Origin of the sequence: Pseudomonas sp. BW7P1 (genome assembly GCF_024981055.1) — a bacterium.
Lineage (GTDB): Bacteria > Pseudomonadota > Gammaproteobacteria > Pseudomonadales > Pseudomonadaceae > Aquipseudomonas > Aquipseudomonas bananamidigenes.
Genome location: NZ_CP103374.1, coordinates 1,449,158 through 1,476,092 on the forward strand (window position 1 = coordinate 1,449,158; position 26,935 = coordinate 1,476,092).

Sequence of the window (26,935 nt, forward strand, 5' to 3'; positions counted from 1 at the left end):
ATGGCCAGTCTGCGTATAGCGCTGGTGGCGGGTGAGGCTTCCGGCGATATTCTGGGTGCCGGTCTGATGCGTGCGCTCAAGGCGCAGCATCCGGCGGTCGAGTTCATCGGCGTCGGCGGTCCTTTGATGCAGGCCGAAGGTCTGAATTCCTACTTTCCCATGGAGCGCCTGTCGGTCATGGGGCTGGTGGAGGTTCTTGGGCGGCTGCGTGAATTGCTCAAGCGTCGCAAGGATCTGATCGCCACGTTGATCGCCGAAAAACCGGACGCCTTCATCGGCATCGATGCCCCGGATTTCAACCTCAATATCGAACTCAAGCTGCGTCAGGCCGGGATCAAGACCGTGCATTACGTCAGTCCGTCGGTATGGGCGTGGCGGCAGAAGCGGGTGCTGAAGATCCGCGAAGGCTGCGACCTGATGCTTACGCTGTTGCCGTTCGAAGCGAAGTTTTACGAAGAGAAGGGCGTACCGGTGCGGTTTGTCGGTCATACGCTGGCCGATACCATTCCACTGGAAGCCGACCGCACCGCCGCGCGGGCCGAACTGGGGCTGCCGGACGGTCCGCTGGTTGCCCTGATGCCGGGCAGCCGGGGCGGCGAAGTCAGTCGTCTGGGGGCGCTTTTTCTCGATACCGCCGAACGCCTGCGCGCCATGCGTCCGGGTTTGCGCTTCGTCATTCCATGTGCCAACCCCGAGCGTCGAGCCCAGCTCGAAGAACTGTTGGTCGGTCGTGATCTGCCGGTGACCCTGCTCAACGGCAAGTCCCATCTGGCGCTGGCAGCGTGTAACGCGGTTCTGATCGCGTCCGGTACCGCCACGCTCGAAGCATTGCTGTACAAACGCCCGATGGTGGTGGCCTATCGGCTTGCACCGCTGACGTTCTGGATTCTCAAACGCATGGTCAAGAGTCCATACGTTTCCTTGCCGAACCTGCTGGCCCAGCGCTTGCTGGTGCCGGAGTTGTTGCAGGATGATGCGACGGTCGAGTCGCTCGCCCAGACCCTGGCGCCGTTGATCGACGGTGGGGAGGAGCAGACCCGCGGCTTCGACGAGATCCACCGCACCCTGCGTCTCGACGCTTCGAATCAGGCGGCTGACGCCGTTCTGAACCTGATCGGTCAAACACGATGAGCAAGACAAGCATGCAGATGGGCCTGGATTTCACGTTGGTTGCCGAAGTCGAAGAGCTGGTGGCCGGTGTTGATGAGGTCGGTCGCGGCCCGTTGTGTGGCGCGGTGGTCACGGCGGCGGTCATCCTCGATCCCAATCGGCCGATTCTCGGCCTCGATGATTCGAAAAAACTCACCGAAGCCAAACGTGAAAAGCTCTACGACGAAATCTGCGAAAAGGCGCTGAGCTGGTGCATCGCCCGCGCCGAAGTCGAAGAGATCGACGAACTGAATATTCTGCATGCCACCATGCTGGCGATGCAGCGCGCGGTGGCCGGGCTGCACATTCAGCCGAAACTGGCGATGATCGATGGCAACCGCTGCCCGAAACTGCCCATGCGTTCCGAGGCGGTGGTCAAGGGCGACAGCAAGGTGCCGGCCATTGCGGCGGCGTCGATTCTGGCCAAGGTCAGCCGTGACCGCGAGATGGCGGCGTTTGAATTGATCTATCCGGGTTACGGTATCGGTGGTCACAAGGGCTATCCGACGCCCGTTCATCTGGAAGCGCTGGCACGCCTGGGGCCGACGCCGATTCACCGGCGCTCGTTCGCCCCGGTCCGGCAGGCCTGGGAAGCGCTGGAAGGTCTCGCGCCGGTCTAGCGGCGAGGCTGATGTTTTATTCCGGGCCCGGTACAATCCGGGCCTTGTTGTCTCTATGTAACTGGACAGGATCACTATGCCGGCTTCATTCGTTCATCTACGCCTGCACACTGAATACTCCCTGATCGACGGCCTGGTGCGGATCAAACCGCTGGTCAAGGCCCTGACCGGCATGGGCATGCCGGCGGTTGCGGTTACCGACCAGAACAACATGTGTTCGCTGGTCAAGTTCTATAAAAACACCATGGCTGCGGGGATCAAGCCGATCTGCGGCGCCGACCTCTGGCTGTCGAACAAGGATCCGGACGGGCCATTGAGCCGGATCAGCCTGCTGGTCATGAATGCCCAGGGCTATCGCAATCTGACCGAACTGATTTCCCGGGGCTTCATCGAGGGTCAGCGCAACGGCATGATCATTGTCGAGCGCGATTGGGTGGCCGAAGCCAATGAAGGCCTGATCATGCTGTCCGCTGCGAAAGAGGGCGAGATCGGCATGGCGTTGATCGGTGGCAACCCCGCCGAGGCCGAGGCCCTGACCCGCGAGTGGATGTCGGTGTTCCCGGATCGCTTCTATCTGGAAGTCCAGCGCACCAATCGTCCCAACGACGAAGAACAACTGCACGGCGCCGTGGCTCTGGCCGAGAAGCTCGGAGCACCGCTGGTCGCCACCAACGATGTGCGCTTCATCAAGCAGGAAGACTTCGAAGCTCACGAAACCCGCGTCTGCATCGGTGAAGGCCGGGCCCTCGACGATCCGCGCCGTTCGAAGAACTACAGCGACCAGCAGTACCTGAAAAGCGCCGAGGAAATGGCCGAGCTCTTCAGCGACTTGCCGGATGCGGTGGAAAACACCGTCGAGATCGCCAAGCGCTGCAACATCGACGTGAAGCTGGGCAAGCACTTCCTGCCCGATTATCCGATTCCCGATGGCATGACCATCGACGAGTACTTCCGCAAGGTGTCGTTCGACGGCCTGGAAGAGCGTCTGGCGGTTCTGCTGCCCAGGGAGACCACCGAAGACTATGAGGCCAAGCGTCAGGTCTATGTCGACCGGCTGAATTTCGAGCTGGATATCATCATCCAGATGGGCTTCCCCGGTTACTTCCTGATCGTGATGGACTTTATCCAGTGGGCCAAGAACAACGGCGTGCCGGTGGGGCCGGGCCGGGGATCGGGTGCCGGATCGCTGGTGGCCTATGTGCAGAAGATCACCGACCTTGACCCGCTGGAATATGACCTGCTGTTCGAACGTTTCCTCAACCCGGAACGGGTTTCCATGCCCGACTTCGACGTCGACTTCTGCATGGACGGTCGCGACCGGGTGATCGACTATGTGGCCGAAAAGTACGGCCGCAATGCGGTAAGCCAGATCATCACCTTCGGTTCCATGGCGGCCAAGGCTGTGGTGCGGGACGTGGCCCGGGCTCAGGGCAAATCCTTCGGCCTGGCCGATCGACTGTCGAAGATGATTCCGTTCGAAGTCGGCATGACCCTGGAAAAGGCCTACGAGCAGGAAGAAATCCTGCGCGACTTCATCAAGGTCGATGAAGAAGCGGCGGAAATCTGGGAGATGGCGCGCAAGCTCGAAGGCGTGGTGCGAAACGTCGGCAAGCACGCCGGTGGCGTGGTGATCGCGCCGACCAAGCTGACCGACTTCTCGCCGATCTATTGCGATGAGGCCGGTGACGGTCTGGTGACCCAGTTCGACAAGGACGACGTCGAGGCGGCCGGTCTGGTGAAGTTCGACTTCCTCGGTCTGCGGACCCTGACGATCATCGACTGGGCGCTGAAAACCATCAACCGTGACCGCGCCAAGGTCAACGAGCCGCCACTGGACATCGCGTTCATCCCGCTGGATGACAAACCGACCTATCAGTTGCTGCAAAAGGCTGAAACCACCGCGGTGTTCCAGCTCGAATCCCGCGGCATGAAAGAGCTGATCAAAAAGCTCAAGCCCGACTGCCTCGAAGACCTTATCGCACTGGTGGCACTGTTCCGCCCGGGCCCTCTGCAGTCCGGCATGGTGGACGACTTCATCAACCGCAAGCACGGTCGCGCGGAACTCGCGTATCCGCACCCGGACTACCAGTACGAAGGCTTGCAGCCCGTACTGGCGCCGACGTACGGCATCATCCTGTATCAGGAACAGGTGATGCAGATCGCTCAGGTCATGGCCGGCTACACCCTCGGTGGTGCGGACATGCTGCGTCGGGCGATGGGTAAAAAGAAACCCGAGGAAATGGCCAAGCAACGGGGCGGTTTCATCGAGGGGTGCGCGAAGAACAACATCGACGCGGATCTGGCCGGTAACATTTTCGACCTGGTAGAGAAATTCGCCGGTTACGGCTTCAACAAGTCTCACTCTGCCGCCTACGGCCTCGTCTCGTACCAGACCGCCTGGCTGAAGGCTCACTACCCGGCGCCGTTCATGGCCGCGGTACTGTCGGCGGATATGCACAACACCGACAAGGTCGTGACCTTGATCGAAGAGGTGCGCACGATGAAGCTGCGCCTCGACGCGCCGGACGTGAACACTTCGGAGTTCAAGTTCACGGTGAACGACGAGGGCCGCATCGTGTATGGCCTGGGCGCGATCAAAGGCGTCGGCGAAGGCCCGGTGGAAGCGATCACCGAGGCGCGTCAGGAAGGTCCGTTCAAGGATCTGTTCGACTTCTGCGCCCGTGTCGACCTCAAACGCATCAACAAACGCACGCTGGACGGTCTGATCCGCAGCGGCGCGCTGGATCGCCTCGGTCCGTTCTTTCATGACGAGCAAAAGGCTTATCAGGCCAATATCGACCGCAATCGCGCGGTGTTGCTGGCGGCGATGGAAGAAGCCATCAAGTCGGCCGAACAGACTGCGCGCACTCGGGACAGTGGTCATGCCGACCTGTTTGGCGGGTTGTTCGTCGAGGAAGACGCAGACGTTTACGCGCTGCATCGCAAGGCCAAGGAACTGACCCTCAAGGAACGCCTCAAGGGCGAAAAGGACACCCTTGGCCTGTACCTGACCGGCCATCCGATCGACGAATACGAAGGTGAGATCCGCCGGTTTGCCCGTCAGCGCATCATTGACCTGAAGCCGGCCCGGGATACCCAGACCGTGGCGGGGATGATCATTGCCCTGCGGGTGATGAAGAACAAGAAAGGCGACAAGATGGGCTTCATCACCCTCGACGACCGCTCCGGCAGGATCGAGGCGTCGCTGTTTGCCGACGCCTTCCACTCCGCGCAATCGCTGTTGCAGACCGACGCGATGGTGGTGGTCGAAGGCGAGGTCAGCAACGACGACTTCTCCGGTGGCCTGCGGCTGCGGGTCAAGCGGGTCATGAGCATGGAAGACGCACGCACCAACCTGGCCGAAAGCCTGCGTCTGAAATTGCAGACCCAGGATCTGAAGGGCGATCAGCTACGCTGGTTGGGTGATTTGCTCAAGCGTCATCGCGGGGCGTGCCCGATTACCATGGAGTACACCAGTCCCGATGCGAAGACTTTGCTGCAATTTGGAGAAACCTGGCGGATCGATCCGGCGGATGCCTTGATTCAAGCCCTGCGTGACCAGTTCGGGCGAGACAACGTCTTCCTCCAATACCGTTGACCGGCAGGTGAGATCAGACCGCCTGCCCGCAACCTGAATTTTTAATCTCGACCTCAGCGCGCCTCTCCCTTAAGGTAGGGCGCGAATAGACAACCGGCCGGCCCCAAGCTCATTTGGGACACGCCCCAAGACGGACGCCTATGAACCCGAATTTCCTGGATTTCGAACAGCCGATCGCCGACCTGCAAGCCAAGATCGAAGAGTTGCGCTTGGTCGGTAATGACAATTCGCTGAATATTGGCGATGAGATCTCCCGCCTGCAGGACAAGAGCAAGACGCTGACCGAAGACATTTTCGGCAAGCTGACCAGCTGGCAGATCGCACGTCTGGCGCGTCACCCGAAACGTCCATATACCCTGGACTACATCGAGCACATCTTCACCGAGTTCGACGAACTGCACGGTGACCGCCACTTCTCCGACGACGCGGCCATCGTGGGGGGCGTGGCACGTCTGGAAGACCAGCCAGTGATGGTGATCGGTCACCAGAAGGGCCGCGAAGTCCGCGAGAAGGTCCGCCGCAACTTCGGCATGCCGCGTCCAGAAGGCTACCGCAAGGCCTGCCGCCTGATGGAAATGGCCGAACGCTTCAAAATGCCGATCCTGACCTTCATCGACACCCCGGGTGCCTACCCGGGCATCGACGCAGAAGAGCGCAACCAGAGCGAAGCGATTGCCTGGAACCTGCGCGTCATGGCCCGCCTGAAAACCCCGATCATCGCCACCGTGATCGGTGAGGGTGGTTCCGGCGGTGCGCTGGCGATCGGCGTCTGCGATCAGTTGAACATGCTGCAGTACTCGACCTACTCGGTGATCTCGCCGGAAGGCTGTGCTTCGATTCTGTGGAAAACCGCAGAAAAGGCGGCGGATGCCGCTGAGGCCATGGGTATCACGGCCGAGCGCCTGAAAGGCCTGGGCATCGTGGACAAAGTGATCAGCGAGCCGCTGGGCGGCGCTCACCGCGATCCGGCTGCCGCCGCAGCTTCGATTCGGGCCGAGCTGAACTCGCAGCTGGAAATGCTGAAGAAGTTCGACAACGAAACGCTGCTCAAGCGTCGTTACGATCGTCTGATGAGCTACGGTCTCTAAGCCGAGCCGTTTCGGCCATCGATGCAAAACACTGTGGGAGCGGGCTTGCCCGCGAATGCGATGTAACATTCAACAACTGTGTTGGCTGTTTCACCGTATTCGCAAGCAAGCCCGCTCCCACATTTGGTTTGTGAACAGGTAGAAAAATGGGTCAGCCCTCGATTGATTTGCCTTCCAGGCTTTTGCGCAATCTCAAGCCCTGGCTCGGTGCTGACCATTGGCGCATTGCTTTCTCCGGCGGACTCGACTCCACCGTTCTGCTGCACCTTCTGGCAACGCTCGCCAAAACCGAATCCCTCCCGGCGCTAAGCGCCATCCATGTCCATCACGGCCTTCAGGCTGTGGCTGATGCGTGGCCGGCGCATTGCCTGGCTGTCTGTGACAGCTTGGGCATTCCATTGCAGGTCGTTCACGTGACTGTGCAAAAAGGCGCCAGTCTCGAGCGTTTGGCGCGGGATGCCCGTTACGCGGCATTCAGTGCAGCGATTCAGACTAATGATGTGTTGCTGACCGGCCAGCATTGCGACGATCAGGCTGAAACGCTGCTGTTCCGATTACTGCGAGGCGCCGGCGTGCGCGGGCTGTCCGGCATGCCGGCGCAACGAGCCTTGGGGCAGGGCAGTCTGGTTCGGCCGTTGCTCGACATCCCGCGTTCCGAAGTGGAGGCGTACGCCCGGGAACAGGGATTGCGCTGGATCGAGGATCCGTCCAATCAGGATCGACAGTTCTCGCGCAATTACTTGCGTCATCAGGTCATGCCATTGTTGACCGGTCGCTGGCCGCAGGCTCACGTCAGCATGGCCCGCAGTGCGGCGCACTTGCGCGAGGCGCAGGGTTTGCTCGATGAGCTGGCGCAGATCGATATGGCTCAGGCGAGCGTGCCCGGTGCATTCGACTGGTCGGGGTTGCCATCACTGGAATTTGCAGCCATTGCGGGTTTGTCCGATGCGCGCCAGCGAAATGCACTCAGTCACTGGCTTGAGCCGCTGACCCGGCTGCCGGATACCGACCACTGGTCGGGTTGGAGCGATCTGCGGGATGCCGGTAACGATGCCGCTCCGGTCTGGCGTCTGGCGGATGGAGCGTTGCACCGAAGTGCCGGTCGCCTGTGGTGGCTCAGTGGGCAATGGTTGCTCAGCCCGGTGGTCTGCGGCGACTGGCACGAGCCGTCACTGGCGCTACGCTTGCCCGATAACGGACGTGTCATGTTCAGCGGTCAGACGCCTGTCGGGGCGTTGCAAATCCGCTATCGGCAGGGCGGTGAGGTGATGCATCTGGCGGATCGCGGTCATCGTGATCTCAAGCGTCTGCTCAATGAGCGCGCGGTGCCTGGCTTCATGCGTGGCAGATTGCCGCTGCTGTTTCGCGGTGAACAATTGCTTGCCGTGGCGAACCTGCCGGGGCTCGATGGCAATGCGCGGGAAGGCTGGCGTTTGCATTGGCAGCCTTCGGACGAAGATCAAGGTTTGAGATGAAGGGGGCATTCCGGTAGACTACGCTCCCTTCTTGATACAACTTCTGTGGATTCGCCTGAATTGCAGGAGTTGCCGATTACCAAGCAGTCTTTGCTGGGCGATTCCAAAAAATGTGTAGCGAGCAACGTACCGGTGTTTTCACTTCCGGTCTGTCCCAACGCGGCGGTTTTTTTGAAAGGTGCACTGTGATTAATGCAGGTGATCGGGGGCTTCGGCCTTCCTTCGCTTTCCCCGGCGGCTCGGACCGCTTTAACGCAGACTTCTAGGGTTTTTCATGACGCGCTACATATTCGTCACGGGCGGTGTTGTTTCTTCTTTGGGGAAAGGCATTGCATCGGCTTCATTGGCGGCCATCCTGGAGGCGCGGGGGCTTAAGGTCACCATGCTGAAGCTGGATCCGTATATCAACGTCGATCCGGGCACCATGAGCCCGTTCCAGCACGGTGAAGTGTTCGTCACCCACGACGGCGCCGAGACCGACCTGGACCTGGGTCACTACGAGCGGTTCATCCGCACGACCATGACCCAGAACAACAACTTCACCACCGGCCGTGTCTACGAGCACGTGCTGCGCAAAGAGCGCCGTGGTGACTACCTGGGTGCAACCATCCAGGTGATTCCGCACATCACCGACGAAATCAAGCGTCGCATCATCAAGGGTGCCGGCGATGCCGACGTGGCACTGGTGGAAATCGGCGGTACCGTTGGCGACATCGAGTCGCAACCGTTCCTCGAAGCCATCCGTCAACTGCGTGTGGAAGTCGGTTCCAAGCGCGCGATGCTGATGCACCTGACCCTGGTTCCGTACATCGCCACCGCTGGCGAGACCAAGACCAAACCGACCCAGCACTCCGTGAAAGAACTGCGTTCGATCGGCCTGCAGCCGGACGTGCTGATCTGCCGCTCCGATCATCCGGTGGACGTGTCGTCGCGTCGCAAGATCGCGCTGTTCACCAACGTTGAAGAGCGTGCGGTGATCTCTCTGGAAGACGTCGACACCATCTACAAGATTCCGGCCGTGCTGCACGCCCAGGGTCTGGATGACTTCGTCGTCGAGCGTTTCGGTCTGCAATGCAATGGCGCCGACCTGTCCGAATGGGAAAAGGTCGTTGATGCCAAGCTCAATCCGGAGCACGAAGTCACCATCGCGATGGTCGGCAAGTACATGGAATTGCTGGATGCCTACAAGTCGCTGATCGAAGCGATGAGTCATGCCGGCATCACCAACCGCACCAAGGTCAACCTGCGTTACATCGATTCCGAAGACATCGAGAACCAGGGCACTGCGCTGCTGGAAGGTGCCGACGCGATCCTCGTACCGGGCGGCTTCGGTCTGCGCGGCGTGGAAGGCAAGATCACTGCCGTTCAGTACGCTCGCGAAAACAAGGTTCCGTACCTGGGTATCTGCCTGGGCATGCAAGTGGCGGTCATCGAATTCGCCCGTAACGTGCTGGGCTGGAAAGACGCCAACTCCACCGAATTCGATCGCGCCAGCGGTCATCCGGTCGTGGGTCTGATCACCGAGTGGGCAGACGCCACCGGTGCCGTCGAGGTCCGTACCGAAGCGTCCGATCTGGGCGGCACCATGCGCCTCGGCGCTCAGGAGTGCCTGCTCGAAGCCGGCTCCAAGGTTCACGACTGCTACGGCAAGGATGTGATTGTCGAGCGTCACCGTCACCGTTACGAAGTGAACAACAACCTGCTGCCGCAGATCATCGAGGCAGGCCTGAAGATTTCCGGTCGTTCTTCCGATGCAGCGCTGGTTGAAGTGGTCGAGGCCCCGGATCATCCATGGTTCGTCGCTTGCCAGTTCCACCCGGAATTCACCTCGACGCCACGTGACGGTCACCCGCTGTTCAGCGGTTTCGTGAAAGCAGCGTTGGCTCAACACCAGAAGAAGGCGTAACCCGATGGCACAGAAGATCATCCGCGTCGGCGACATCGAGATTGCCAACGACAAACCCATGGTGCTGTTCGGCGGCATGAACGTGCTGGAAAGCCGTGACATGGCCATGCAGGTTTGCGAAGAGTATGTGAAGGTCACCGAGAAGCTCGGTATCCCTTACGTGTTCAAGGCCAGTTTCGACAAGGCCAACCGTTCTTCTGTGACCTCCTATCGCGGTCCTGGCCTGGAAGAGGGCATGCGCATCTTCCAGGACATCAAACAAGCCTTCGGCGTACCGATCATCACCGACGTCCACGAGCCTGACCAGGCCGCGGTCGTCGCTGAAGTCTGCGACATCATCCAGCTGCCGGCCTTCCTGTCGCGTCAGACCGATCTGGTCGTGGCGATGGCGAAAACCGGTGCGGTGATCAACATCAAGAAAGCCCAGTTCCTCGCACCTCAGGAAATGAAGCACATCCTGAACAAGTGCGTGGAAGCGGGTAATGATCAATTGATCCTCTGCGAGCGGGGTTCGAGCTTCGGCTACAACAACCTCGTGGTCGACATGCTCGGCTTCGGCATCATGAAGAAGTTCGAGTACCCGGTATTCTTCGACGTGACCCATTCGCTGCAAATGCCTGGCGGTCGTTCCGACTCCGCCGGCGGTCGTCGCGCCCAGGTCACCGACCTGGCCAAGGCAGGCATGAGCCAGTCGCTGGCGGGTCTTTTCCTCGAAGCACACCCGGATCCGGACAACGCCAAATGCGACGGCCCTTGCGCCTTGCGTCTGGACAAACTGGAGCCATTCCTGGCCCAGCTCAAAGCCCTGGACGAACTGGTGAAGAGTTTTCCGACGGTAGAAACCGCGTAAACCTCAATTCTCCGGTAAAGTACCGCACGATTTGTCGCTCATGCCCTCGGGCATGAGCGTTGTCGTCTGCAAGCTGCCCGCTGTAAACCACTTGCCGACGGTCAAAAGATTTCCTCTAGCTGCGTCGTTTTCGTCAACTTTGGAGTGTTTACAACAATGGCAAAAATCGTCGACATCAAAGGTCGTGAAGTTCTCGACTCCCGTGGCAATCCCACCGTGGAAGCGGACGTGCTTCTCGACAACGGCATCATCGGCAGCGCCTGCGCGCCGTCCGGTGCATCCACTGGCTCGCGTGAAGCGCTCGAGCTGCGTGATGGCGACAAGAGCCGTTACCTGGGCAAGGGCGTGCTCAAGGCGGTAGCCAACATCAACGGTCCGATCCGCGATCTGCTGCTGGGCACCGACCCAAGCGACCAGAAAGCCCTGGATCACGCGATGATCAAGCTCGACGGTACCGAAAACAAGGCGAACCTGGGCGCCAACGCCATCCTCGCCGTTTCCCTGGCCGCGGCCAAGGCAGCTGCACAGGATCAGGATCTGCCGCTGTACGCACACATCGCCAACCTGAACGGCACCCCGGGTGTGTACTCGATGCCGGTTCCGATGATGAACATCATCAACGGTGGCGAACACGCCGACAACAACGTCGACATCCAGGAATTCATGGTTCAGCCGGTCGGCGCCAAGACTTTCTCGGAAGGTCTGCGCATGGGCACCGAGATTTTCCATCACCTGAAAGCTGTTCTGAAGGCTCGTGGCCTGAACACCGCCGTGGGTGACGAAGGTGGTTTCGCGCCTAACCTGTCGTCCAACGAAGACGCCCTGTCGGCCATCGCCGAAGCTGTCGCCAACGCTGGCTACAAGCTGGGCACCGACGTGACCCTGGCCCTGGACTGCGCTGCCAGTGAGTTCTTCGAAGACGGCAAGTACAACCTGTCCGGCGAAGGCAAGTCTTTCGACGCCGAAGGTTTCGCCGACTACCTGAAAGGTCTGACCGAGCGCTTCCCGATCATCTCCATCGAAGACGGTCTGGACGAGTCCGACTGGGCTGGCTGGAAGATCCTCACCGACAAGATCGGCGACAAGGTGCAACTGGTCGGCGACGACCTGTTCGTGACCAACACCAGGATCCTGAAAGAAGGCATCGACAAGAAGATCGCCAACTCGATCCTGATCAAGTTCAACCAGATCGGCTCCCTGACCGAAACCCTGGAAGCCATCCAGATGGCCAAGGCTGCCGGTTACACTGCCGTGATCTCGCACCGCTCGGGCGAAACCGAAGATTCGACCATCGCCGACCTGGCCGTGGGCACCTCGGCCGGCCAGATCAAGACCGGCTCGCTGTGCCGTTCCGACCGCGTTTCCAAGTACAACCAACTGCTGCGTATCGAAGAGCAGTTGAATGGCAAGGCCAAGTACAACGGTCGCTCCGAGTTTCGCGGCTGAGCAGTAAATGATAGAAAGACACCGGATTGTGTCGGAAAAGTCGTGACAGCGATGGATTTGCCACTAATCTGATGCCTTATATGCACAAGCCTGGATATTCCAGGCTTCGTGCTATCAGATGCTTCAAAGTTTTTGCGTGGCTGTCTTTTTTCACTGGATACCTGATATTCGATGCGCAGTCCTTACTGGTTGTTTCTCGTCTTGCTCTTGCTGCTGGCCGGTTTGCAATACCGCCTGTGGGTGGGCAATGGCAGTCTGGCGCAAGTTGCCGAACTGAATCAGCAGATCGCTGATCAACACGCCGAGAACGAAGCCCTGCTGGAGCGCAACCGGGTGATGGACGCTGAGGTCAGCGAATTGAAGAAAGGCATGGAGACCGTTGAAGAGCGGGCTCGTCACGAACTGGGCATGGTCAAGGACGGCGAAACCCTTTACCAGTTGGCCCAATGATCGATTCCCTGCCGGCCTTCTGGGCCGTGATTCCTGCCGCGGGCGTCGGTGCCCGTATGGCTGCGGACCGTCCCAAGCAATACCTGCAACTGGGCGGGCGCACAATTCTCGAACACAGCCTCGGCTGTTTCCTCGATCACCCGAGCCTCAAGGGACTGGTGGTCAGTCTGGCTGTCGATGATCCTTATTGGCCTAGCCTGGCCAGCGCCAGCGATCCGCGAATTCAACGGGTCGATGGCGGCGCCGAGCGTTCCGGTTCGGTGCTCAACGCCTTGCTGCATTTGCACGCGCAAGGTGCCGATGATGAGGATTGGGTGCTGGTGCATGATGCGGCACGGCCCAATCTGAGCCGTGACGATCTGGACAAGTTACTTGCAGCACTTGCCGACGATTCAGTGGGCGGACTGCTGGCCGTGCCAGCGCGCGACACCCTGAAGCGGGTCGACAAGCACGGTCGTGTGGTCGAAACCGTGGACCGCAGCGTGATCTGGCAGGCCTACACGCCGCAGATGTTCCGCCTCGGCGCACTGCACCGCGCATTGGCAGACAGTCTGGTCGCCGATGCGGTCATCACCGATGAAGCCTCGGCGATGGAGTGGGCCGGCATGGCGCCGCGTCTGATCGAGGGCCGTGCGGATAACCTGAAAGTCACCCGCCCGGAAGACCTGGAATGGTTGCGCCAGCGCTGGGCCAACCGTCGTTAAATCCGATACTCCGGCTGTTCGGCCAGACCTTCCTTGAGGAAATCCACCAGCTTGCGCACCTTCGGCGACAAGTGCCGTTGTTGTGGATACAACGCCCACACCGCCGTATTCGGCGGTTGATGCGCCTCCAGCAGCGAAATCAACGCGCCGCTGTGCAGATGCTCCAGCACGTAATAATCCGGCAGCTGACACAGACCGACGCCTTGTAGTGCCGCATCCAGCACCGCTTGCCCACTGTTGCAACGCCAGTTTCCCTGTACCCGCTGGGAAAATTCCCGCCCGTTCTGCTCCAACTGCCAGATATCCGAGCTGCCGATCAGGCAGTTGTGTCGGCTCAATTCCGACAAACTGTGTGGCCGACCGTACCGTTCGAGGTAGGACGGCGACGCGCAAAGATACATGCGTCGTGGTGCCAGCCGTGTCGCCACCAGTCGGGAGTCCTGAAGACGCCCGAGACGGATCGCCAGATCCAGCCCTTCATGAACCAGATCGAGTTGCCGGTTGGTCAGCTCGATATCGATGCGCAGTTGTGGGTAGTGCCCCATGAACCGGGTCACCAGCGGCACGATAAAACGCTCGCCATACGCCACGGCACAGGTCATGCGCAGCATGCCTTTGGGTTCGCTGGTCAAGTCGCCGACCGCGCGCAACGCTTCTTCGCGTCCGTCCTGCAGACGCTGACAATGTTGCAGAAAGGTCTGGCCGGCCTCCGTCAGCGTCACTCTGCGGGTGCTTCGGTACAGCAGGCGCGTCTGCAAACGCTCTTCCAGCCGCACTATTTGACGGCTGATATGTGAGGAAGAAACGCCCAGGCGCTCGGCAGCGGCGGTGAACTGACTGCATTCGGCAACGGCGACGAACTCGTCGATGCCTTCCCAACGGTTTTCGGACACCTGGATTATCCCTGTATGGCAATAATGTTTTGCTTTTGTCCGGATTATTCATCAATCGACGCTGAACTACACTGGCGGTCTGGTTTTTTATTCAATGGATTCACTGGAGAGTCAGCATGATCAAGTCCCGCGCCGCCGTTGCCTTCGAGGCCAAAAAGCCGCTGGAAATCGTAGAAGTGGATGTCGCCATGCCCAAGGCTGGTGAAGTGTTGCTGCGCGTGGTGGCTTCCGGGGTTTGTCACACTGACGCCTACACCCTGTCCGGTGCTGACCCGGAAGGTATCTTCCCGTCGATCCTCGGCCATGAAGGTGGCGCCATCGTCGAAGCGATCGGCGAGGGCGTGACCTCGGTCGCCGTCGGCGACCACGTGATCCCGCTGTACACCCCGGAATGCGGCCAGTGCAAATTCTGCAAGTCGGGCAAGACCAACCTGTGCCAAGCGATTCGCGCCACTCAGGGTAAAGGCCTGATGCCGGATGGGACTTCGCGTTTTTCCTACAAGGGTCAAACGATTTTCCACTACATGGGTACTTCGACCTTCTCCGAGTACACCGTACTGCCGGAAATCTCGGTGGCGAAGATCTCCAAGGATGCACCGCTGGAAAAGGTCTGCCTGCTCGGTTGCGGCGTGACCACCGGTATCGGTGCGGTGATCAACACCGCCAAGGTCAAACCGGGCGACACCGTGGCGATCTTCGGTCTCGGCGGCATCGGTCTGTCGGCCGTGATTGGTGCAGTGAAGGCCAAGGCCTCGCGCATCATTGCCATCGACATCAACCCGGCCAAGTTCGAAATCGCCCGGCAACTGGGTGCTACCGACTGTGTGAATCCGAAGGACTTCGATCGTCCGATCCAGGAAGTGATCGTCGACATGACCGATGGCGGTGTCGACTTCTCCTTCGAATGCATTGGCAACGTGCAACTGATGCGCGCAGCCCTCGAGTGCTGCCATAAGGGTTGGGGCGAGTCGGTGATCATCGGCGTGGCCGGTGCCGGCCAGGAAATCGCCACCCGTCCGTTCCAGCTGGTGACCGGTCGTGTCTGGCGTGGTTCGGCGTTTGGCGGCGTGCGTGGTCGTACCGAATTGCCAAGCTATGTCGACATGGCGCAGAGCGGCGAAATCCCGCTGGATACCTTCATCACCCACACCATGGGCCTGGAAGACATCAACAAGGCCTTTGACCTGATGCACGAAGGCAAAAGCATCCGTACCGTCATTCATTTCTGATCAATCGCGATGCCACGGCTGCCAATGTGCAGCCGTGGTTGCGTAGGAGTCCTACATGAATCTGGAAAACATCTCCTGTCAGAAAAGTTTCGGCGGCTGGCACAAGCGCTATCGCCATCGTTCCGACGTATTGGGCTGTGACATGGTGTTCGCCGTGTACCTGCCGCCGCAGGCAGAGCAGGGCGGCAAACTGCCAGTGCTGTACTGGTTGTCGGGCCTGACCTGCACGGACGAGAACTTCATGCAGAAGGCCGGCGCCATGCGCATGGCCGCAGAACTGGGGTTGATCATCGTGGCGCCGGACACCAGTCCCCGTGGCGCCGAGGTACCGGGTGATCCGGATGGCGCATGGGATTTCGGCCTCGGTGCCGGGTTCTATGTGAATGCCACGCAGGAGCCGTGGTCGCGGCATTATCGGATGCATGACTATGTCGTGCAGGAATTGCCTTCACTGGTTGAGGCCCATTTCCCGGCCTCGGACAAGCGCAGCATCAGCGGTCACTCCATGGGCGGTCACGGTGCATTGGTATGCGCGTTGCGCAATCCGGGGCGCTACCGGTCGGTGTCGGCGTTTTCGCCGATCAACAACCCGATGGATTGCCCGTGGGGGCAGAAGGCATTCTCCCGTTATCTGGGCGAAGACCGGTCGAAATGGCGCGAATGGGATGCCTGCGCCTTGATCGCGGAGGCGCACGAGAAACTGCCATTGCTGGTCGATCAGGGTGATCGTGATGATTTTCTCGCCACCCAGCTCAAGCCCGAAGCCCTGCAACAAGCGGCAAAACAGGCGGGGCATCCGCTGACGTTGCGCCTGCAACCAGGCTACGACCACAGCTATTTCTTCATCGCGAGCTTCATTGACGACCACTTGCAGCATCACGCACGCGCTCTAGGCGCCTAACGCCTGACAAAGCAGGTAGAATCACGCCCTGACAAAATTCGGGGCGTTTTTTTATGCGTATTGGCCACGGCTATGATGTGCACCGTTTCGCTGAAGGCGATTTCATTACTCTGGGCGGCGTGCGAATCGCACACGGCTTCGGGCTGCTCGCTCACTCCGATGGTGACGTCCTGCTGCATGCGTTGAGCGATGCCTTGCTTGGGGCGGCCGCGCTGGGTGATATCGGCAAGCATTTCCCGGACACCGACCCGCAATTCAAGGGTGCCGACAGCCGTGTGCTGTTGCGCCATGTGGTCAGCCTGATCCACGCCAAGGGCTGGAAAATCGGCAATGTCGACAACACCATCGTTGCCCAGGCCCCGAAAATGGCTCCCCATATCGAATCGATGCGCGCGCTGATTGCCGCGGATCTGCAAGTAGAACTGGATCAAGTGAACGTGAAAGCCACCACCACCGAGAAGCTCGGCTTCGTCGGTCGCGAAGAGGGCATCGCCGTGCATTCCGTTGCCTTGTTGCTGCGCGCATGAACGAACTGCAACTGCTCGGCCCGCGGGCCTATGGCGACGTTCTCGGCACCGCAGTGCTGAAAGCCATCGCCGAAGATTTCCAGGTCGATGAGGTGCTCGACATTCCGTTCAGCGGTGACGGCGAGCATCTGTGGATCTGGGTGGAAAAGCGCGGCCTGAACACTGAAGAGGCCGCACGACGTATCGCCAGGGCAGCCGGCGTGCCGCTGCGCACGGTCAGCTATGCCGGCCTGAAAGACCGTCAGGCACTGACTCGCCAGTGGTTCAGCGTGCAACTGCCGGGCAAGGCCGATCCGGATCTGTCGGCAGCGGAAAACGACACGCTGAAGATCCTCAAGACCACCCGTCACAAGCGCAAGCTGCAGCGCGGTGCGCATTCGGCCAACGGTTTCACCTTGCGCCTGACCCAGTTCAATGGCGACAAAGCCGCCATCGACGCGCGTCTGCAACTGATCGCCAAACAAGGTATCCCGAACTACTTCGGCGCTCAGCGTTTCGGCCATGATGGCGGCAATGTCGTCGATGCCCGTTCATGGGCGGCGCGCAAGGCTCTGCCGGAGCAGCGCAATGTGCGTTCGCGCCTGCTGTCGGCCGCACGCAGTTTTCTGTTCAACCAGGTGCTGGCGGCGCGTGTTGCCGATGGCACCTGGCAGCGCGCCCAGGTCGGCGATCTGCTGGCGTTCACCGACAGCCGCAGCTTTTTCCCGGCAGGTGAAGCCGAGTGCAGTGACCCGCGCCTGGCGATTCTCGATCTGCATCCGACCGGCCCCCAGTGGGGCGAAGGTGACTCACCGGCCGCCGGTGCTGTCCATGATCTGGAGCAGGCGATCGCCGCACGCGAGGCGGATCTGCGCGATTGGTTGATTAATGCCGGTATGAGCCACGAACGTCGTATCCTGCGGCTGCCCATTGGCGGGTTGACGTGGCATTATCCCGAGCCTGACATTCTGCAACTGGAATTCGTCCTCCCGGCCGGATGCTTCGCCACCGCATTGGTGCGTGAACTCGTTGATCTGGTGCCGGTGGGGCAGACGGACAGCCCATGCGTATTCTGATTTCAAATGATGATGGGGTAACCGCACCCGGTCTCGCCGCGCTTTACGCTGCGCTGGCGGATTACACCGAATGCGTGGTTATCGCCCCGGAGCAGGACAAAAGCGGCGCCAGCAGTTCGCTGACGCTGGATCGTCCTCTGCACCCGCAATACCTGGACAATGGCTTCATCAGTCTCAACGGTACGCCGACCGACTGCGTGCATCTGGGGCTCAACGGCCTGCTGGAGCGCGAACCGGACATGGTGGTTTCGGGCATCAACCTCGGCGCCAACCTGGGTGACGACGTGTTGTATTCCGGAACGGTGGCGGCAGCCCTCGAGGGGCGTTTTCTCGAACGTCCATCGTTCGCCTTCTCGCTGGTTTCCCGGCAGGTGGACAATCTGCCCACGGCCGCCCACTTTGCGCGCAAGCTGGTCCAGGCCCATGCGGGGCTCGATCTGCCACCGCGTACGGTACTGAACGTGAACATTCCCAATCTGCCGATCGATCACATTCGCGGCATTCAATTGACCCGCCTCGGGCACCGCGCCCGTGCGGCAGCGCCGATGAAAGTGGTCGATCCCCGCGGCAAGGCCGGTTACTGGATCGCCGCCGCCGGAGACGCAGAGGACGGCGGGCCGGGCACCGATTTTCATGCAGTGATGCAGGGTTACGTTTCCATCACTCCGTTGATGCTCGATCGCACCTTCAATGATGCGTTCAGAAGTCTCGACGGCTGGCTGGAGGGGCTCGACTGATGGCTCGTGAACAAGACGACCGGTTGCGCAGCGGTATCGGGATGACCTCCCAGCGAACCCGTGAACGCCTGATCCAGCGTCTCTATGAAGAAGGCTTGTCCAACGCCAATGTGCTGGAAGTGATCCGCCGCACGCCGCGCCATCTCTTCGTCGACGAAGCGCTGGCGCACCGTGCCTATGAAGACACCGCGCTGCCGATCGGCCACAACCAGACCATCTCCCAGCCTTATATGGTGGCCCGCATGAGCGAGTTGTTGCTCGAAGCGGGTCCGCTGGACAAGGTACTGGAGATCGGCACCGGTTCCGGTTACCAGACGGCGGTGTTGTCGCAACTGGTCGAACGGGTGTTCTCCGTCGAGCGGATCAAGGTGCTGCAGGACCGGGCCAAGGAAAGGCTGGTTGAACTCAACCTGCGTAACGTGGTGTTCCGCTGGGGCGATGGCTGGGAAGGCTGGCCGGCACTGGCGCCTTACAACGGCATCATCGTGACGGCCGTGGCGACCGATGTTCCGCAGGCGCTGCTCGATCAGTTGGCACCGGGCGGGCGAATGGTCATTCCGGTCGGCTCGGGCGAGGTTCAGCAATTGATGTTGATCGTGCGCGAAGAAAACGGCTTCTCGCGACACGTTCTCGGAGCGGTGCGCTTCGTGCCATTGCTCAACGGGCCGCTGGCCTGAGCATTTGTTTTTCGGCGCTGAATTCCTTGCGAGTGCACCTGTCTTACAGCGGCACCGATTGTTTAAACGGAATTCATCATCCATGAGCAAACGTGTGCGCCGGGCGATAACGCTTCATTAAAGGTAAAGCCGGATTCGCCCGTTATACTTGCGACGTTACAGGCCGGAACCGGCCATCCACATTTTTCAGCCACCACAAAGGGAGCGGCGGGTGAGTCTCACAGTCATTGCGCAGCGTATGGGTAACACGAGCTTTCAGCGCCTGGTGACTGGCCTTGTCTTGAGCACCTTGCTGGTCGGTTGCTCCAGCACTAAATCGAACAACGTGCGGGTCGTGGATCGCAACAACGCGGTGGCCCAGCGTCCTACAGTGACGACCGGGCAGTATGTAGTCCGTCCGGGTGACACACTGTTTTCCATCGCGTTTCGCTACGGCTGGGACTACAAAGCCCTCGCTGCCCGGAACAACATTCCTACGCCGTACACGATCCACCCGGGTCAGACAATTCGCTTCGACGGCCGCCCGGGTTCAACGCCGACAGCGGTGGTGAGCAACAGCGGTTCTGCACCGTCCTCGTCCAGCAAAACCACGATAATCCGGCGCCAGGCGAATGGCACGACGACCACCACAACCACCGGTTCCGGGGCCGCTTCCACGACGGTTGTACCGTCCGTCGCCAACAAGCCGGCACCGGCTCCATTGCCTCCTCCGGGCCCGGCCCCGACCGGCTGGGGATGGCCATCTAATGGCATTCTGATTGGTAAATTCTCTTCAAACGGTAGTTTGAATAAAGGAATTGATATCGCCGGAGATTTGGGACAGCCTGTTTTAGCTGCGTCTGATGGGACGGTGGTTTACGCCGGGAGTGGCTTAAGGGGCTACGGCGAATTGGTCATCATCAAACACAGCGAAACCTACGTCAGTGCTTACGGACACAACCGTCGGCTGTTGGTACGGGAGGGGCAGCAGGTCAAGGTCGGACAGACAATTGCCGAAATGGGGTCAACGGGTACGGACCGGGTGAAACTGCATTTTGAGATTCGCCGACAAGGTAAACCTGTAGATCCGCTGCAGTTCCTGCCAAGACGTTGATTTGCAGACCAGCCTGTTCCGTCGCGTAGAGGGGACAGGCTCCAGCGTTGCCAAGGATAAAGGCGCCGCTTGAGCTTGGGGTCGAACTCACCAAAGGACTATAACAATGGCTCTCAGTAAAGAAGTGCCGGAGTTTGACATCGACGATGAGGTTCTCCTGATGGAGACCGCCATCGATTCGGATTCGATGTCGAATGATGAAGGGGCTGCTCCACCTTCCGTTCGTGCCAAATCCAAACACTCCGCTTCACTCAAGCAACACAAATACATCGACTACACTCGGGCACTCGATGCCACGCAGCTGTATCTCAACGAAATCGGCTTTTCCCCACTGCTCTCCCCGGAGGAGGAAGTTCATTTTGCGCGACTGTCGCAAAGTGGCGATCCTGCCGGGCGCAAGCGCATGATCGAAAGTAACCTGCGGCTGGTGGTCAAGATCGCCCGGCGTTACGTCAATCGGGGGCTGTCGCTGCTGGATCTGATCGAAGAGGGCAACCTCGGGCTGATCCGGGCGGTGGAAAAGTTCGATCCCGAGCGCGGCTTCCGCTTCTCGACCTACGCGACCTGGTGGATCCGTCAGACCATCGAGCGCGCGATCATGAATCAGACCCGGACCATCCGGCTGCCGATCCATGTGGTCAAGGAGCTCAACGTGTACCTGCGGGCCGCACGGGAGTTGACGCAAAAGCTCGATCACGAACCTTCACCCGAAGAAATCGCCAACCTGCTGGAAAAACCGGTGGGCGAGGTCAAGCGCATGCTGGGCCTGAACGAGCGGGTTTCTTCGGTCGACGTCTCGCTGGGTCCGGATTCGGATAAAACCCTGCTGGACACCCTCACGGATGACCGTCCGACCGATCCGTGCGAACTGCTTCAGGATGACGATCTGTCGCAGAGCATCGATCAGTGGCTTTCGGAGCTGACCGACAAGCAACGCGAGGTGGTGGTCCGCCGCTTCGGCCTGCGCGGTCACGAGAGCAGCACGCTGGAAGATGTGGGCCTCGAGATCGGCTTGACCCGGGAGCGGGTCAGACAGATCCAGGTGGAAGGCCTCAAGCGTCTGCGCGAGATCCTGGAGAAGAATGGCCTGTCGAGCGAGTCGCTGTTTCAGTAAGCGTTTCGCCTGCTCGCCCCCAAAAAGCCCCGATCCGTTCGGGGCTTTTTGCTGCCTGGCTTTGACACGCTTTTCGGATCATGACGGACGGTCATCTGTTCCCGGGTTTGTAGTCTCTCGGTGTAAGCCCTGGCTTACTCTTTCGTAAGTGTTCGTTATTTTTACACTGCGGAGGACATCCATTGATCTGTAAGCGTGCTTTTAAGCTACTGATTAATATGAATATTTTTAGATGTTAAATGCTTATGACACGACGTTTTACCGGAACGGGCCGGTTGCTCGAGCCAGGGAACTCTTTAGTATTCGGGGTGTGTCGACGGATAGACACGCCCTTCAAGGAAGAGGGGAATGGACATCGCAGGACGCGATTCATCAGGACGATGAAAAGGAACACAGGGAATAGGGAAAAAATGTGGGCGGGTCAAACCGCCCCTTTTTTTTGTCTGTAGAAAAGCAAGACGCAGAAAAGCAAAAAGGCCCTCGTGGGGCCTTTTGCGTGAACGCGGGAGTAATCAGCGTTCGAGGTCTTTGATCTTGCCTTTGACCCCATCCCATTCTTCGGCGTCCGGAAGCGAATCTTTCTTTTCGGTGATGTTCGGCCAGATTTCGGCCAGTTCAACGTTCAGCTGGATGAATTCCTGCATTTCTTCCGGAACCTCGTCCTCGGAGAAAATGGCGACGGCCGGGCATTCAGGTTCGCACAGTGCGCAGTCGATGCATTCATCCGGGTGAATCACCAGGAAGTTCGGGCCTTCGTAAAAGCAGTCCACCGGACAGACTTCTACGCAGTCGGTGTACTTGCACTTGATGCAGTTGTCGGTGACGACGAAGGTCATTTCTAATTTTCTCCTCAGGCGGCGGCAGCGTTGCCCCTTCACGGTTGGGGTCGCCAGGTTCGGGAGCGATGTCTGTCGGCCAGGCTAATAGCCGACAGCATCCCGAACCGCGCGAGATTCTAACAGCTTGAAGCCGTTTGCGTTATATCCGCTTCTTCAGTGCTTATATCCGGTTCTTCAGTGCATATAGCATTTCGAGCGCGCGACGTGGTGTTACGTCATCCAGATCCAGTTTGGCCAGTTCGTCCAGCACCGGGTGCGGCAGACTGGCGAACATATCGCTCTGCTGTGGCGTCGCCGGTTTGCCTTTGGCCGCCGGTTTCGGCGCTTCATGGGGCAGTGCGGTATCTTCCAGGCGGCGCAAGTGTTCACGCGCACGGGTGATGACCTCGTTCGGTACGCCGGCCAATTGTGCCACCGCCAGGCCGTAGCTTTGGCTGGCCGGTCCAGGCAGCACGTGGTGCAGGAACACGATTCGCTCGTTGTGCTCGGTGGCGTTGAGGTGCACGTTGGCCACCACAGGCTCGGCTTCCGGCAACACGGTCAGCTCGAAATAGTGCGTTGCAAATAGAGTATAGGCGCGCAAATGCGCCAGACGTTCGGCTGCCGCCCATGCCAGGGACAGACCGTCGAAGGTGCTGGTTCCGCGGCCGACCTCGTCCATCAACACCAGGCTGCGCTCGGTAGCGTTGTGCAGGATATTGGCGGTTTCGCTCATTTCCACCATGAAGGTCGAGCGGCCGCCCGCCAGGTCATCGCTGGAGCCGATCCGCGTGAAAATCCGGTCTACCAGCGACAGTTCACAGCTGGCTGCCGGCACGAAGCTGCCGATGTGAGCCAGCAGCACAATCAATGCAGTCTGGCGCATATAGGTGGATTTACCGCCCATGTTCGGGCCGGTGATCACCAGCATCCGGGTGCTGTCGTCCAGGCTCAGGTCGTTGGCCACGAACGGCGTGGTCAGCACCTGCTCGACCACCGGGTGACGACCCTGGGTGATACGCATGCAAGGTTCGTTGACGAAGGTCGGGCAATTCAGGTCGAGATTCAGTGCGCGTTCGGCAAGGTTGCTCAGCACGTCCAGTTCAGCCAGCGCTCCTGCGGTGTCCTGCAACGGCGGCAACTGGTCGATCAAATCTTCCAGCAGCGCTTCGTAAAGCATCTTTTCGCGAGCCAGGGCGCGGCTCTTGGCCGACAGCGCCTTGTCTTCGAACTCTTTCAGCTCGGGAGTGATGAAGCGCTCGGCGCCCTTGAGGGTCTGACGGCGGATGTAATCTGCCGGTGCCGATTCGGCCTGCTTGCTCGGCAATTCGATGAAGTAGCCGTGAATACGGTTGTAGCCGACTTTAAGGTTGGCCAGACCGGTGCGGGCCTTTTCCCGGGCTTCCAGATCGATCAGGAACTGGCCGGCGTTTTCGCTCAGTGATTGCAGTTCGTCGAGTTCGCTGTCGTAACCGGTTTTCAGCACGCCGCCGTCACGGATGACCGCAGGCGGGTTGTCGATGATGGCTTTTTCCAGCAGCGCCGCCAGTTCCGGATAAGTGCTGGTGATAGTCGCCAGGCGTTGCAGGTGCGGCGCTTCCAGATCGGTCATCGCCCCTTGCAGTTCCGGCAGCGCGCCCAGTGCGTCACGCAGACGAGCGAGGTCGCGAGGGCGGGCATTGCGCAGGCCGATCCGCGCCAGAATCCGTTCGATGTCGCCGATTTCCTTGAGCTGCGGCTGCAGTCTTTCGAAGCGGTAACCGTCGAGCAGGCAACGGATCGAAGTCTGGCGCGCCAGCAGCACGGTCAGATCACGCAACGGGCGATTGAGCCAGCGCGTCAGCAAGCGGCTGCCCATGGCGGTCTGGCAGCGATCGACCACCGATTGCAGGGTGTTGTCGCGGCCACCGGCCAGGTTGGTGTCGAGTTCCAGGTTGCGACGGCTGGCGCCGTCCAGCACCACGGTGTCATCCAGGCGTTCATGGCGCAGACTGCGCAAGTGGGGCAGGGCGGTGCGCTGGGTTTCCTTGGCGTAGGCCAGCAGGCAACCGGCGGCACCGATGGCCAGGGTCAGGGTTTCGCAGCCGAAGCCTTTCAGGTCCTGGGTGGAGAATTGCTGGCAAAGACTTTTCAGCGCCGAGTCGCGCTCGAAATCCCACGGCGCACGGCGACGAACGCCACGGCGTTTTTCCGCCGGCAGATCTTTCGGCCAGTCATCCGGGATCAGCAGCTCCACCGGATTGACTCGCTCCAGCTCCGCCAACAGGTTCTCCCAGCCTTTGATCTCCAACACCGTGAAGTTGCCGCTGGTGATGTCCAGCACTGCCAGGCCGAACAGACGCTCATCGCCCAGCACTGCTGCGATCAGGTTGTCGCGACGCTCATCGAGCAATGCCTCATCGCTGACCGTGCCCGGGGTGATGATCCGCACCACCTGACGCTCTACTGGCCCTTTACTGGTGGCCGGATCGCCGACCTGTTCGCAGATCACCACCGATTCGCCGAGCTTGACCAGTTTCGCCAGATAGCCTTCCGCCGCGTGATATGGAATCCCGCACATAGGAATTGCCTGCCCCGCCGACTGCCCGCGAGCGGTCAGGGTGATGTCCAGCAACCTGGCCGCTTTCTTCGCGTCTTCGTAGAAGATCTCGTAGAAGTCGCCCATGCGGTAGAACATCAGCTGGTCCGGATGCTGATTCTTCAGGCGCCAGTATTGCTGCATCATCGGAGTGTGGGAGGACAGGTCGGAGACGGCTTTATTCATCGGATTGTCAGGTAACTCGTTGGAAGATGTGGGGCAAAAGCGAGGCCGTGGCCGGGCTTTTCCGCGATGGGCGCAAGGTTACCATGGGCGGTCTGTCGGACGCAGGCATCGCGGCCCGGTGACATCTATCTGGCGCAAAAAGGTCGACTATGCACGATTTATGCAAATCAGCATTTGTCTTCCGAAAAAACTTCAAGCACTATGCGCGTTATGCAAAAACGCAACGTATCTACCGTCTTAAGAGCACTGCTCGACCAGCACGGGATCTCCCCCACGGAGCTCCACCGTCGCACCGGCGTGCCTCAATCCACTCTCTCGCGGATTCTCAGCGGGAAGATCGTCGATCCTTCGGATAAACACATCTCGAAGATCGCCGAGTACTTCGCCGTGAGCACCGATCAGTTGCGCGGGCGCGCGGAAGTCGCCCCGGTCGCTGGCGGCGGGCGCGAGCCGTTGCATTCCGAACTCAAGGACATAAGCCTGTGGGACGATGACACGCCCGTCGACGACGACGAAGTGTCGGTGCCCTTTCTTCGCGAGGTTGAATTGGCTGCTGGATCAGGAAGATTCGTCATCGAAGAGAGCGAACGCTCCAGCCTGCGCTTTGGCAAGCGCAGCCTGCGCCATAACGGCGTGCAGTTCGACCAGGCCAAATGCGTGACCGTACGGGGCAACAGCATGTTGCCGGTGCTGCGTGACGGCGCCACCGTCGGGGTCAACGCGGGCAAGTGCGGGATCGGCGACATCATCGATGGCGACCTGTACGCGATCAACCACAACGGCCAGTTGCGGGTGAAACAGCTCTATCGCCTGCCCACCGGTATCCGCCTGCGCAGCTTCAATCGCGACGAGCATCCGGACGAGGACTACAGCTTCCAGGACATGCAGGAAGAGCAGATCGTCATCCTCGGTCATGTCTTCTGGTGGGGCATGTACGCCCGGTAACGATCCCTCTCTCAGATAAAACCCGCCCACGGCGGGTTTTTTTTCGCCTGCAGAAAACCGGACAACCCTTGTTTGGCGGGGCTTCCATGCATCTGCGCAATTCTCATGCATAAATAAATGCATTTGCGCATTGACTGGATATGCATACATGCATATTCTTGCCACCAAGCCGCTCGACAAAGCGGCTGGCAACAACCGCTCTTTAGTTCCACAAGAACAGGCAGCGATGAACCGGCCTCAACGGTTCAGAGGGTTGGCAACTGACCCGGGTGTGCAGCGTAAAGCACCAGAAGCAGTTATCCGGCGGGCAGGGACCGCGGTCGGAAAAACAATTTGAATGGACTCGTACCGCGCCAGTAGCGCCGAAAAGTCAGCTTCCTTCACGAACACAGGATTGAAGGAAGGCGAAGGAGCGCATTACTGAAAAGCCCGGTGAAATGCCGGGCTTTTTGGAATGCCTGCCTCAAGAGAAAACGATTGAACCCAACACACACCACTCATCCATCACACCAGGAGGCGTGACATGACAAACGAGCAACAAGCGTTGGCGGACATGCCGATCTGGCTGGTCATCCTGCTTGCCGTGGCGGGCGGGGTGTCCGGCGAAATGTGGCGCGCCGACAAGGACGGCGCCCGCGGCTGGCCGCTGCTGCGACGCCTGGCCCTGCGCTCCGGCGCCTGCATGATCTGCGGCGTCTCGGCGATCATGCTGCTATACGCTGCCGGCATGTCGATCTGGGCCGCCGGCGCTTTCGGTTGCCTCACTGCAATGGCCGGTGCCGACGTGGCCATCGGTCTCTACGAACGCTGGGCCGCCAAGCGCATCGGCGTCTGCGAAGTTCCGCCACCGCGCGATCCACAGTAACCCACCCCTTTCTTGTCTCGCTGCACGCTGT

The 26,935-nt window shown here is 59.9% G+C and carries 24 protein-coding genes; 21 read left to right on the forward strand and 3 right to left on the reverse strand.

Annotated elements, in window-relative coordinates; all coding sequences use genetic code 11:
* From lpxB to ispD, 10 genes are all read left to right on the forward strand, one after another.
* Nucleotides 1-1,131 carry a lipid-A-disaccharide synthase gene (gene lpxB, locus NWV16_RS06400; protein WP_409519333.1) on the forward strand — a complete coding sequence of 377 codons (1,131 nt, stop codon included), beginning with the start codon at nucleotides 1-3 and terminating at the stop codon, nucleotides 1,129-1,131.
* Between the two features lie 11 nt (nucleotides 1,132-1,142).
* Nucleotides 1,143-1,769, forward strand: coding sequence for a ribonuclease HII (rnhB, locus tag NWV16_RS06405; RefSeq protein ID WP_260523488.1), 627 nt, complete (start codon nucleotides 1,143-1,145; stop codon nucleotides 1,767-1,769).
* Between the two features lie 76 nt (nucleotides 1,770-1,845).
* Complete coding sequence (dnaE, locus tag NWV16_RS06410) at nucleotides 1,846-5,367, forward strand: DNA polymerase III subunit alpha (protein WP_260522388.1); 3,522 nt, start codon at nucleotides 1,846-1,848, stop codon at nucleotides 5,365-5,367.
* A gap of 140 nt (nucleotides 5,368-5,507) precedes the next feature.
* The gene (locus tag NWV16_RS06415; protein WP_260522389.1) at nucleotides 5,508-6,455 is read left to right on the forward strand and encodes an acetyl-CoA carboxylase carboxyltransferase subunit alpha; all 948 of its coding nucleotides are present in this window, start codon (nucleotides 5,508-5,510) and stop codon (nucleotides 6,453-6,455) included.
* Nucleotides 6,456-6,601: 146 nt separating this feature from the next.
* Nucleotides 6,602-7,930, forward strand: coding sequence for a tRNA lysidine(34) synthetase TilS (gene tilS / locus NWV16_RS06420; protein ID WP_260522390.1), 1,329 nt, complete (start codon nucleotides 6,602-6,604; stop codon nucleotides 7,928-7,930).
* A gap of 274 nt (nucleotides 7,931-8,204) precedes the next feature.
* On the forward strand, nucleotides 8,205-9,836 hold the full coding sequence (locus tag NWV16_RS06425; RefSeq protein ID WP_260522391.1) for a CTP synthase: 1,632 nt from the start codon (nucleotides 8,205-8,207) through the stop codon (nucleotides 9,834-9,836).
* A gap of 4 nt (nucleotides 9,837-9,840) precedes the next feature.
* Entirely contained in the window at nucleotides 9,841-10,686 is an 846-nt protein-coding gene (gene kdsA / locus NWV16_RS06430; protein ID WP_260522392.1) for a 3-deoxy-8-phosphooctulonate synthase, read from the forward strand.
* A 156-nt stretch (nucleotides 10,687-10,842) separates the two neighbouring features.
* Nucleotides 10,843-12,132, forward strand: a complete 1,290-nt coding sequence (eno, locus tag NWV16_RS06435) for a phosphopyruvate hydratase (protein ID WP_065259204.1) — start codon at nucleotides 10,843-10,845, stop codon at nucleotides 12,130-12,132.
* A 171-nt stretch (nucleotides 12,133-12,303) separates the two neighbouring features.
* Nucleotides 12,304-12,582, forward strand: coding sequence for a cell division protein FtsB (ftsB, locus tag NWV16_RS06440; RefSeq protein WP_003222158.1), 279 nt, complete (start codon nucleotides 12,304-12,306; stop codon nucleotides 12,580-12,582).
* On the forward strand, nucleotides 12,579-13,286 hold the full coding sequence (gene ispD, locus NWV16_RS06445) for a 2-C-methyl-D-erythritol 4-phosphate cytidylyltransferase (protein WP_260522393.1): 708 nt from the start codon (nucleotides 12,579-12,581) through the stop codon (nucleotides 13,284-13,286). The genes ftsB and ispD overlap by 4 nt, the downstream gene beginning before the upstream one ends.
* On the opposite strand, the gene NWV16_RS06450 is transcribed toward ispD, so the two are convergent.
* On the reverse strand, nucleotides 13,283-14,179 hold the full coding sequence (locus NWV16_RS06450) for a LysR substrate-binding domain-containing protein (protein ID WP_260522394.1): 897 nt from the start codon (nucleotides 14,177-14,179) through the stop codon (nucleotides 13,283-13,285). The two genes, ispD and NWV16_RS06450, sit on opposite strands and share 4 nt — an antisense overlap.
* A 116-nt stretch (nucleotides 14,180-14,295) precedes the next feature.
* Here NWV16_RS06450 and NWV16_RS06455 point away from each other — a divergent pair, with 116 nt between their 5' ends.
* The 8 genes from NWV16_RS06455 to rpoS all read left to right on the forward strand — a co-directional run bounded on the left by NWV16_RS06455 (nucleotide 14,296) and on the right by rpoS (nucleotide 21,512).
* On the forward strand, nucleotides 14,296-15,408 hold the full coding sequence (locus NWV16_RS06455; protein WP_065259207.1) for an S-(hydroxymethyl)glutathione dehydrogenase/class III alcohol dehydrogenase: 1,113 nt from the start codon (nucleotides 14,296-14,298) through the stop codon (nucleotides 15,406-15,408).
* 55 nt (nucleotides 15,409-15,463) lie between these two features.
* Entirely contained in the window at nucleotides 15,464-16,309 is an 846-nt protein-coding gene (gene fghA / locus NWV16_RS06460) for an S-formylglutathione hydrolase (RefSeq protein ID WP_260522395.1), read from the forward strand.
* 53 nt (nucleotides 16,310-16,362) lie between these two features.
* Entirely contained in the window at nucleotides 16,363-16,836 is a 474-nt protein-coding gene (gene ispF / locus NWV16_RS06465) for a 2-C-methyl-D-erythritol 2,4-cyclodiphosphate synthase (RefSeq protein WP_042606995.1), read from the forward strand.
* A complete protein-coding gene (gene truD / locus NWV16_RS06470; protein WP_260522396.1) occupies nucleotides 16,833-17,891 on the forward strand; it encodes a tRNA pseudouridine(13) synthase TruD in 1,059 nt (352 codons plus the stop codon). The genes ispF and truD overlap by 4 nt, the downstream gene beginning before the upstream one ends.
* Nucleotides 17,879-18,628, forward strand: coding sequence for a 5'/3'-nucleotidase SurE (surE, locus tag NWV16_RS06475; protein WP_260522397.1), 750 nt, complete (start codon nucleotides 17,879-17,881; stop codon nucleotides 18,626-18,628). Before truD ends, surE begins: the two co-directional genes overlap by 13 nt.
* A 41-nt stretch (nucleotides 18,629-18,669) precedes the next feature.
* Entirely contained in the window at nucleotides 18,670-19,305 is a 636-nt protein-coding gene (locus tag NWV16_RS06480; RefSeq protein ID WP_169432601.1) for a protein-L-isoaspartate(D-aspartate) O-methyltransferase, read from the forward strand.
* A gap of 211 nt (nucleotides 19,306-19,516) precedes the next feature.
* Entirely contained in the window at nucleotides 19,517-20,398 is an 882-nt protein-coding gene (locus tag NWV16_RS06485; protein ID WP_082302394.1) for a peptidoglycan DD-metalloendopeptidase family protein, read from the forward strand.
* Between the two features lie 106 nt (nucleotides 20,399-20,504).
* On the forward strand, nucleotides 20,505-21,512 hold the full coding sequence (gene rpoS, locus NWV16_RS06490) for an RNA polymerase sigma factor RpoS (protein WP_260522398.1): 1,008 nt from the start codon (nucleotides 20,505-20,507) through the stop codon (nucleotides 21,510-21,512).
* Between the two features lie 512 nt (nucleotides 21,513-22,024).
* Here the strand turns inward: rpoS and fdxA are convergent.
* Both fdxA and mutS read right to left on the reverse strand, forming a co-directional pair.
* Entirely contained in the window at nucleotides 22,025-22,348 is a 324-nt protein-coding gene (gene fdxA / locus NWV16_RS06495) for a ferredoxin FdxA (RefSeq protein ID WP_007924025.1), read from the reverse strand.
* Between the two features lie 163 nt (nucleotides 22,349-22,511).
* Nucleotides 22,512-25,094: a DNA mismatch repair protein MutS gene (gene mutS / locus NWV16_RS06500; protein ID WP_260522399.1), complete on the reverse strand. Its 2,583-nt coding sequence runs from the start codon at nucleotides 25,092-25,094 to the stop codon at nucleotides 22,512-22,514.
* Nucleotides 25,095-25,295: 201 nt separating this feature from the next.
* On the opposite strand from mutS, the gene NWV16_RS06505 reads away from it, so the two are divergent.
* From NWV16_RS06505 to NWV16_RS06515, 3 genes are all read left to right on the forward strand, one after another.
* Nucleotides 25,296-26,039 carry a helix-turn-helix transcriptional regulator gene (locus tag NWV16_RS06505; RefSeq protein ID WP_260522400.1) on the forward strand — a complete coding sequence of 248 codons (744 nt, stop codon included), beginning with the start codon at nucleotides 25,296-25,298 and terminating at the stop codon, nucleotides 26,037-26,039.
* A 148-nt stretch (nucleotides 26,040-26,187) separates the two neighbouring features.
* Nucleotides 26,188-26,376, forward strand: coding sequence for a hypothetical protein (locus tag NWV16_RS06510; RefSeq protein ID WP_260522401.1), 189 nt, complete (start codon nucleotides 26,188-26,190; stop codon nucleotides 26,374-26,376).
* Nucleotides 26,377-26,562: 186 nt separating this feature from the next.
* Entirely contained in the window at nucleotides 26,563-26,904 is a 342-nt protein-coding gene (locus NWV16_RS06515; protein ID WP_065259216.1) for a phage holin family protein, read from the forward strand.
* Nucleotides 26,905-26,935: the final 31 nt, after the last annotated feature.

Coding starts and splice junctions, on each gene's coding strand:
- lpxB (WP_409519333.1), top strand. CDS start 1: ATGGCCAGTCTGCGTATAGCGCTGGTGGCGGGTGAGGCTTCCGGCGAT.
- rnhB (WP_260523488.1), top strand. CDS start 1,143: ATGCAGATGGGCCTGGATTTCACGTTGGTTGCCGAAGTCGAAGAGCTG.
- dnaE (WP_260522388.1), top strand. CDS start 1,846: ATGCCGGCTTCATTCGTTCATCTACGCCTGCACACTGAATACTCCCTG.
- NWV16_RS06415 (WP_260522389.1), top strand. CDS start 5,508: ATGAACCCGAATTTCCTGGATTTCGAACAGCCGATCGCCGACCTGCAA.
- tilS (WP_260522390.1), top strand. CDS start 6,602: ATGGGTCAGCCCTCGATTGATTTGCCTTCCAGGCTTTTGCGCAATCTC.
- NWV16_RS06425 (WP_260522391.1), top strand. CDS start 8,205: ATGACGCGCTACATATTCGTCACGGGCGGTGTTGTTTCTTCTTTGGGG.
- kdsA (WP_260522392.1), top strand. CDS start 9,841: ATGGCACAGAAGATCATCCGCGTCGGCGACATCGAGATTGCCAACGAC.
- eno (WP_065259204.1), top strand. CDS start 10,843: ATGGCAAAAATCGTCGACATCAAAGGTCGTGAAGTTCTCGACTCCCGT.
- ftsB (WP_003222158.1), top strand. CDS start 12,304: ATGCGCAGTCCTTACTGGTTGTTTCTCGTCTTGCTCTTGCTGCTGGCC.
- ispD (WP_260522393.1), top strand. CDS start 12,579: ATGATCGATTCCCTGCCGGCCTTCTGGGCCGTGATTCCTGCCGCGGGC.
- NWV16_RS06455 (WP_065259207.1), top strand. CDS start 14,296: ATGATCAAGTCCCGCGCCGCCGTTGCCTTCGAGGCCAAAAAGCCGCTG.
- fghA (WP_260522395.1), top strand. CDS start 15,464: ATGAATCTGGAAAACATCTCCTGTCAGAAAAGTTTCGGCGGCTGGCAC.
- ispF (WP_042606995.1), top strand. CDS start 16,363: ATGCGTATTGGCCACGGCTATGATGTGCACCGTTTCGCTGAAGGCGAT.
- truD (WP_260522396.1), top strand. CDS start 16,833: ATGAACGAACTGCAACTGCTCGGCCCGCGGGCCTATGGCGACGTTCTC.
- surE (WP_260522397.1), top strand. CDS start 17,879: ATGCGTATTCTGATTTCAAATGATGATGGGGTAACCGCACCCGGTCTC.
- NWV16_RS06480 (WP_169432601.1), top strand. CDS start 18,670: ATGACCTCCCAGCGAACCCGTGAACGCCTGATCCAGCGTCTCTATGAA.
- rpoS (WP_260522398.1), top strand. CDS start 20,505: ATGGCTCTCAGTAAAGAAGTGCCGGAGTTTGACATCGACGATGAGGTT.
- fdxA (WP_007924025.1), bottom strand. CDS start 22,348: ATGACCTTCGTCGTCACCGACAACTGCATCAAGTGCAAGTACACCGAC.
- mutS (WP_260522399.1), bottom strand. CDS start 25,094: ATGAATAAAGCCGTCTCCGACCTGTCCTCCCACACTCCGATGATGCAG.
- NWV16_RS06505 (WP_260522400.1), top strand. CDS start 25,296: ATGCGCGTTATGCAAAAACGCAACGTATCTACCGTCTTAAGAGCACTG.
- NWV16_RS06510 (WP_260522401.1), top strand. CDS start 26,188: ATGCATATTCTTGCCACCAAGCCGCTCGACAAAGCGGCTGGCAACAAC.
- NWV16_RS06515 (WP_065259216.1), top strand. CDS start 26,563: ATGACAAACGAGCAACAAGCGTTGGCGGACATGCCGATCTGGCTGGTC.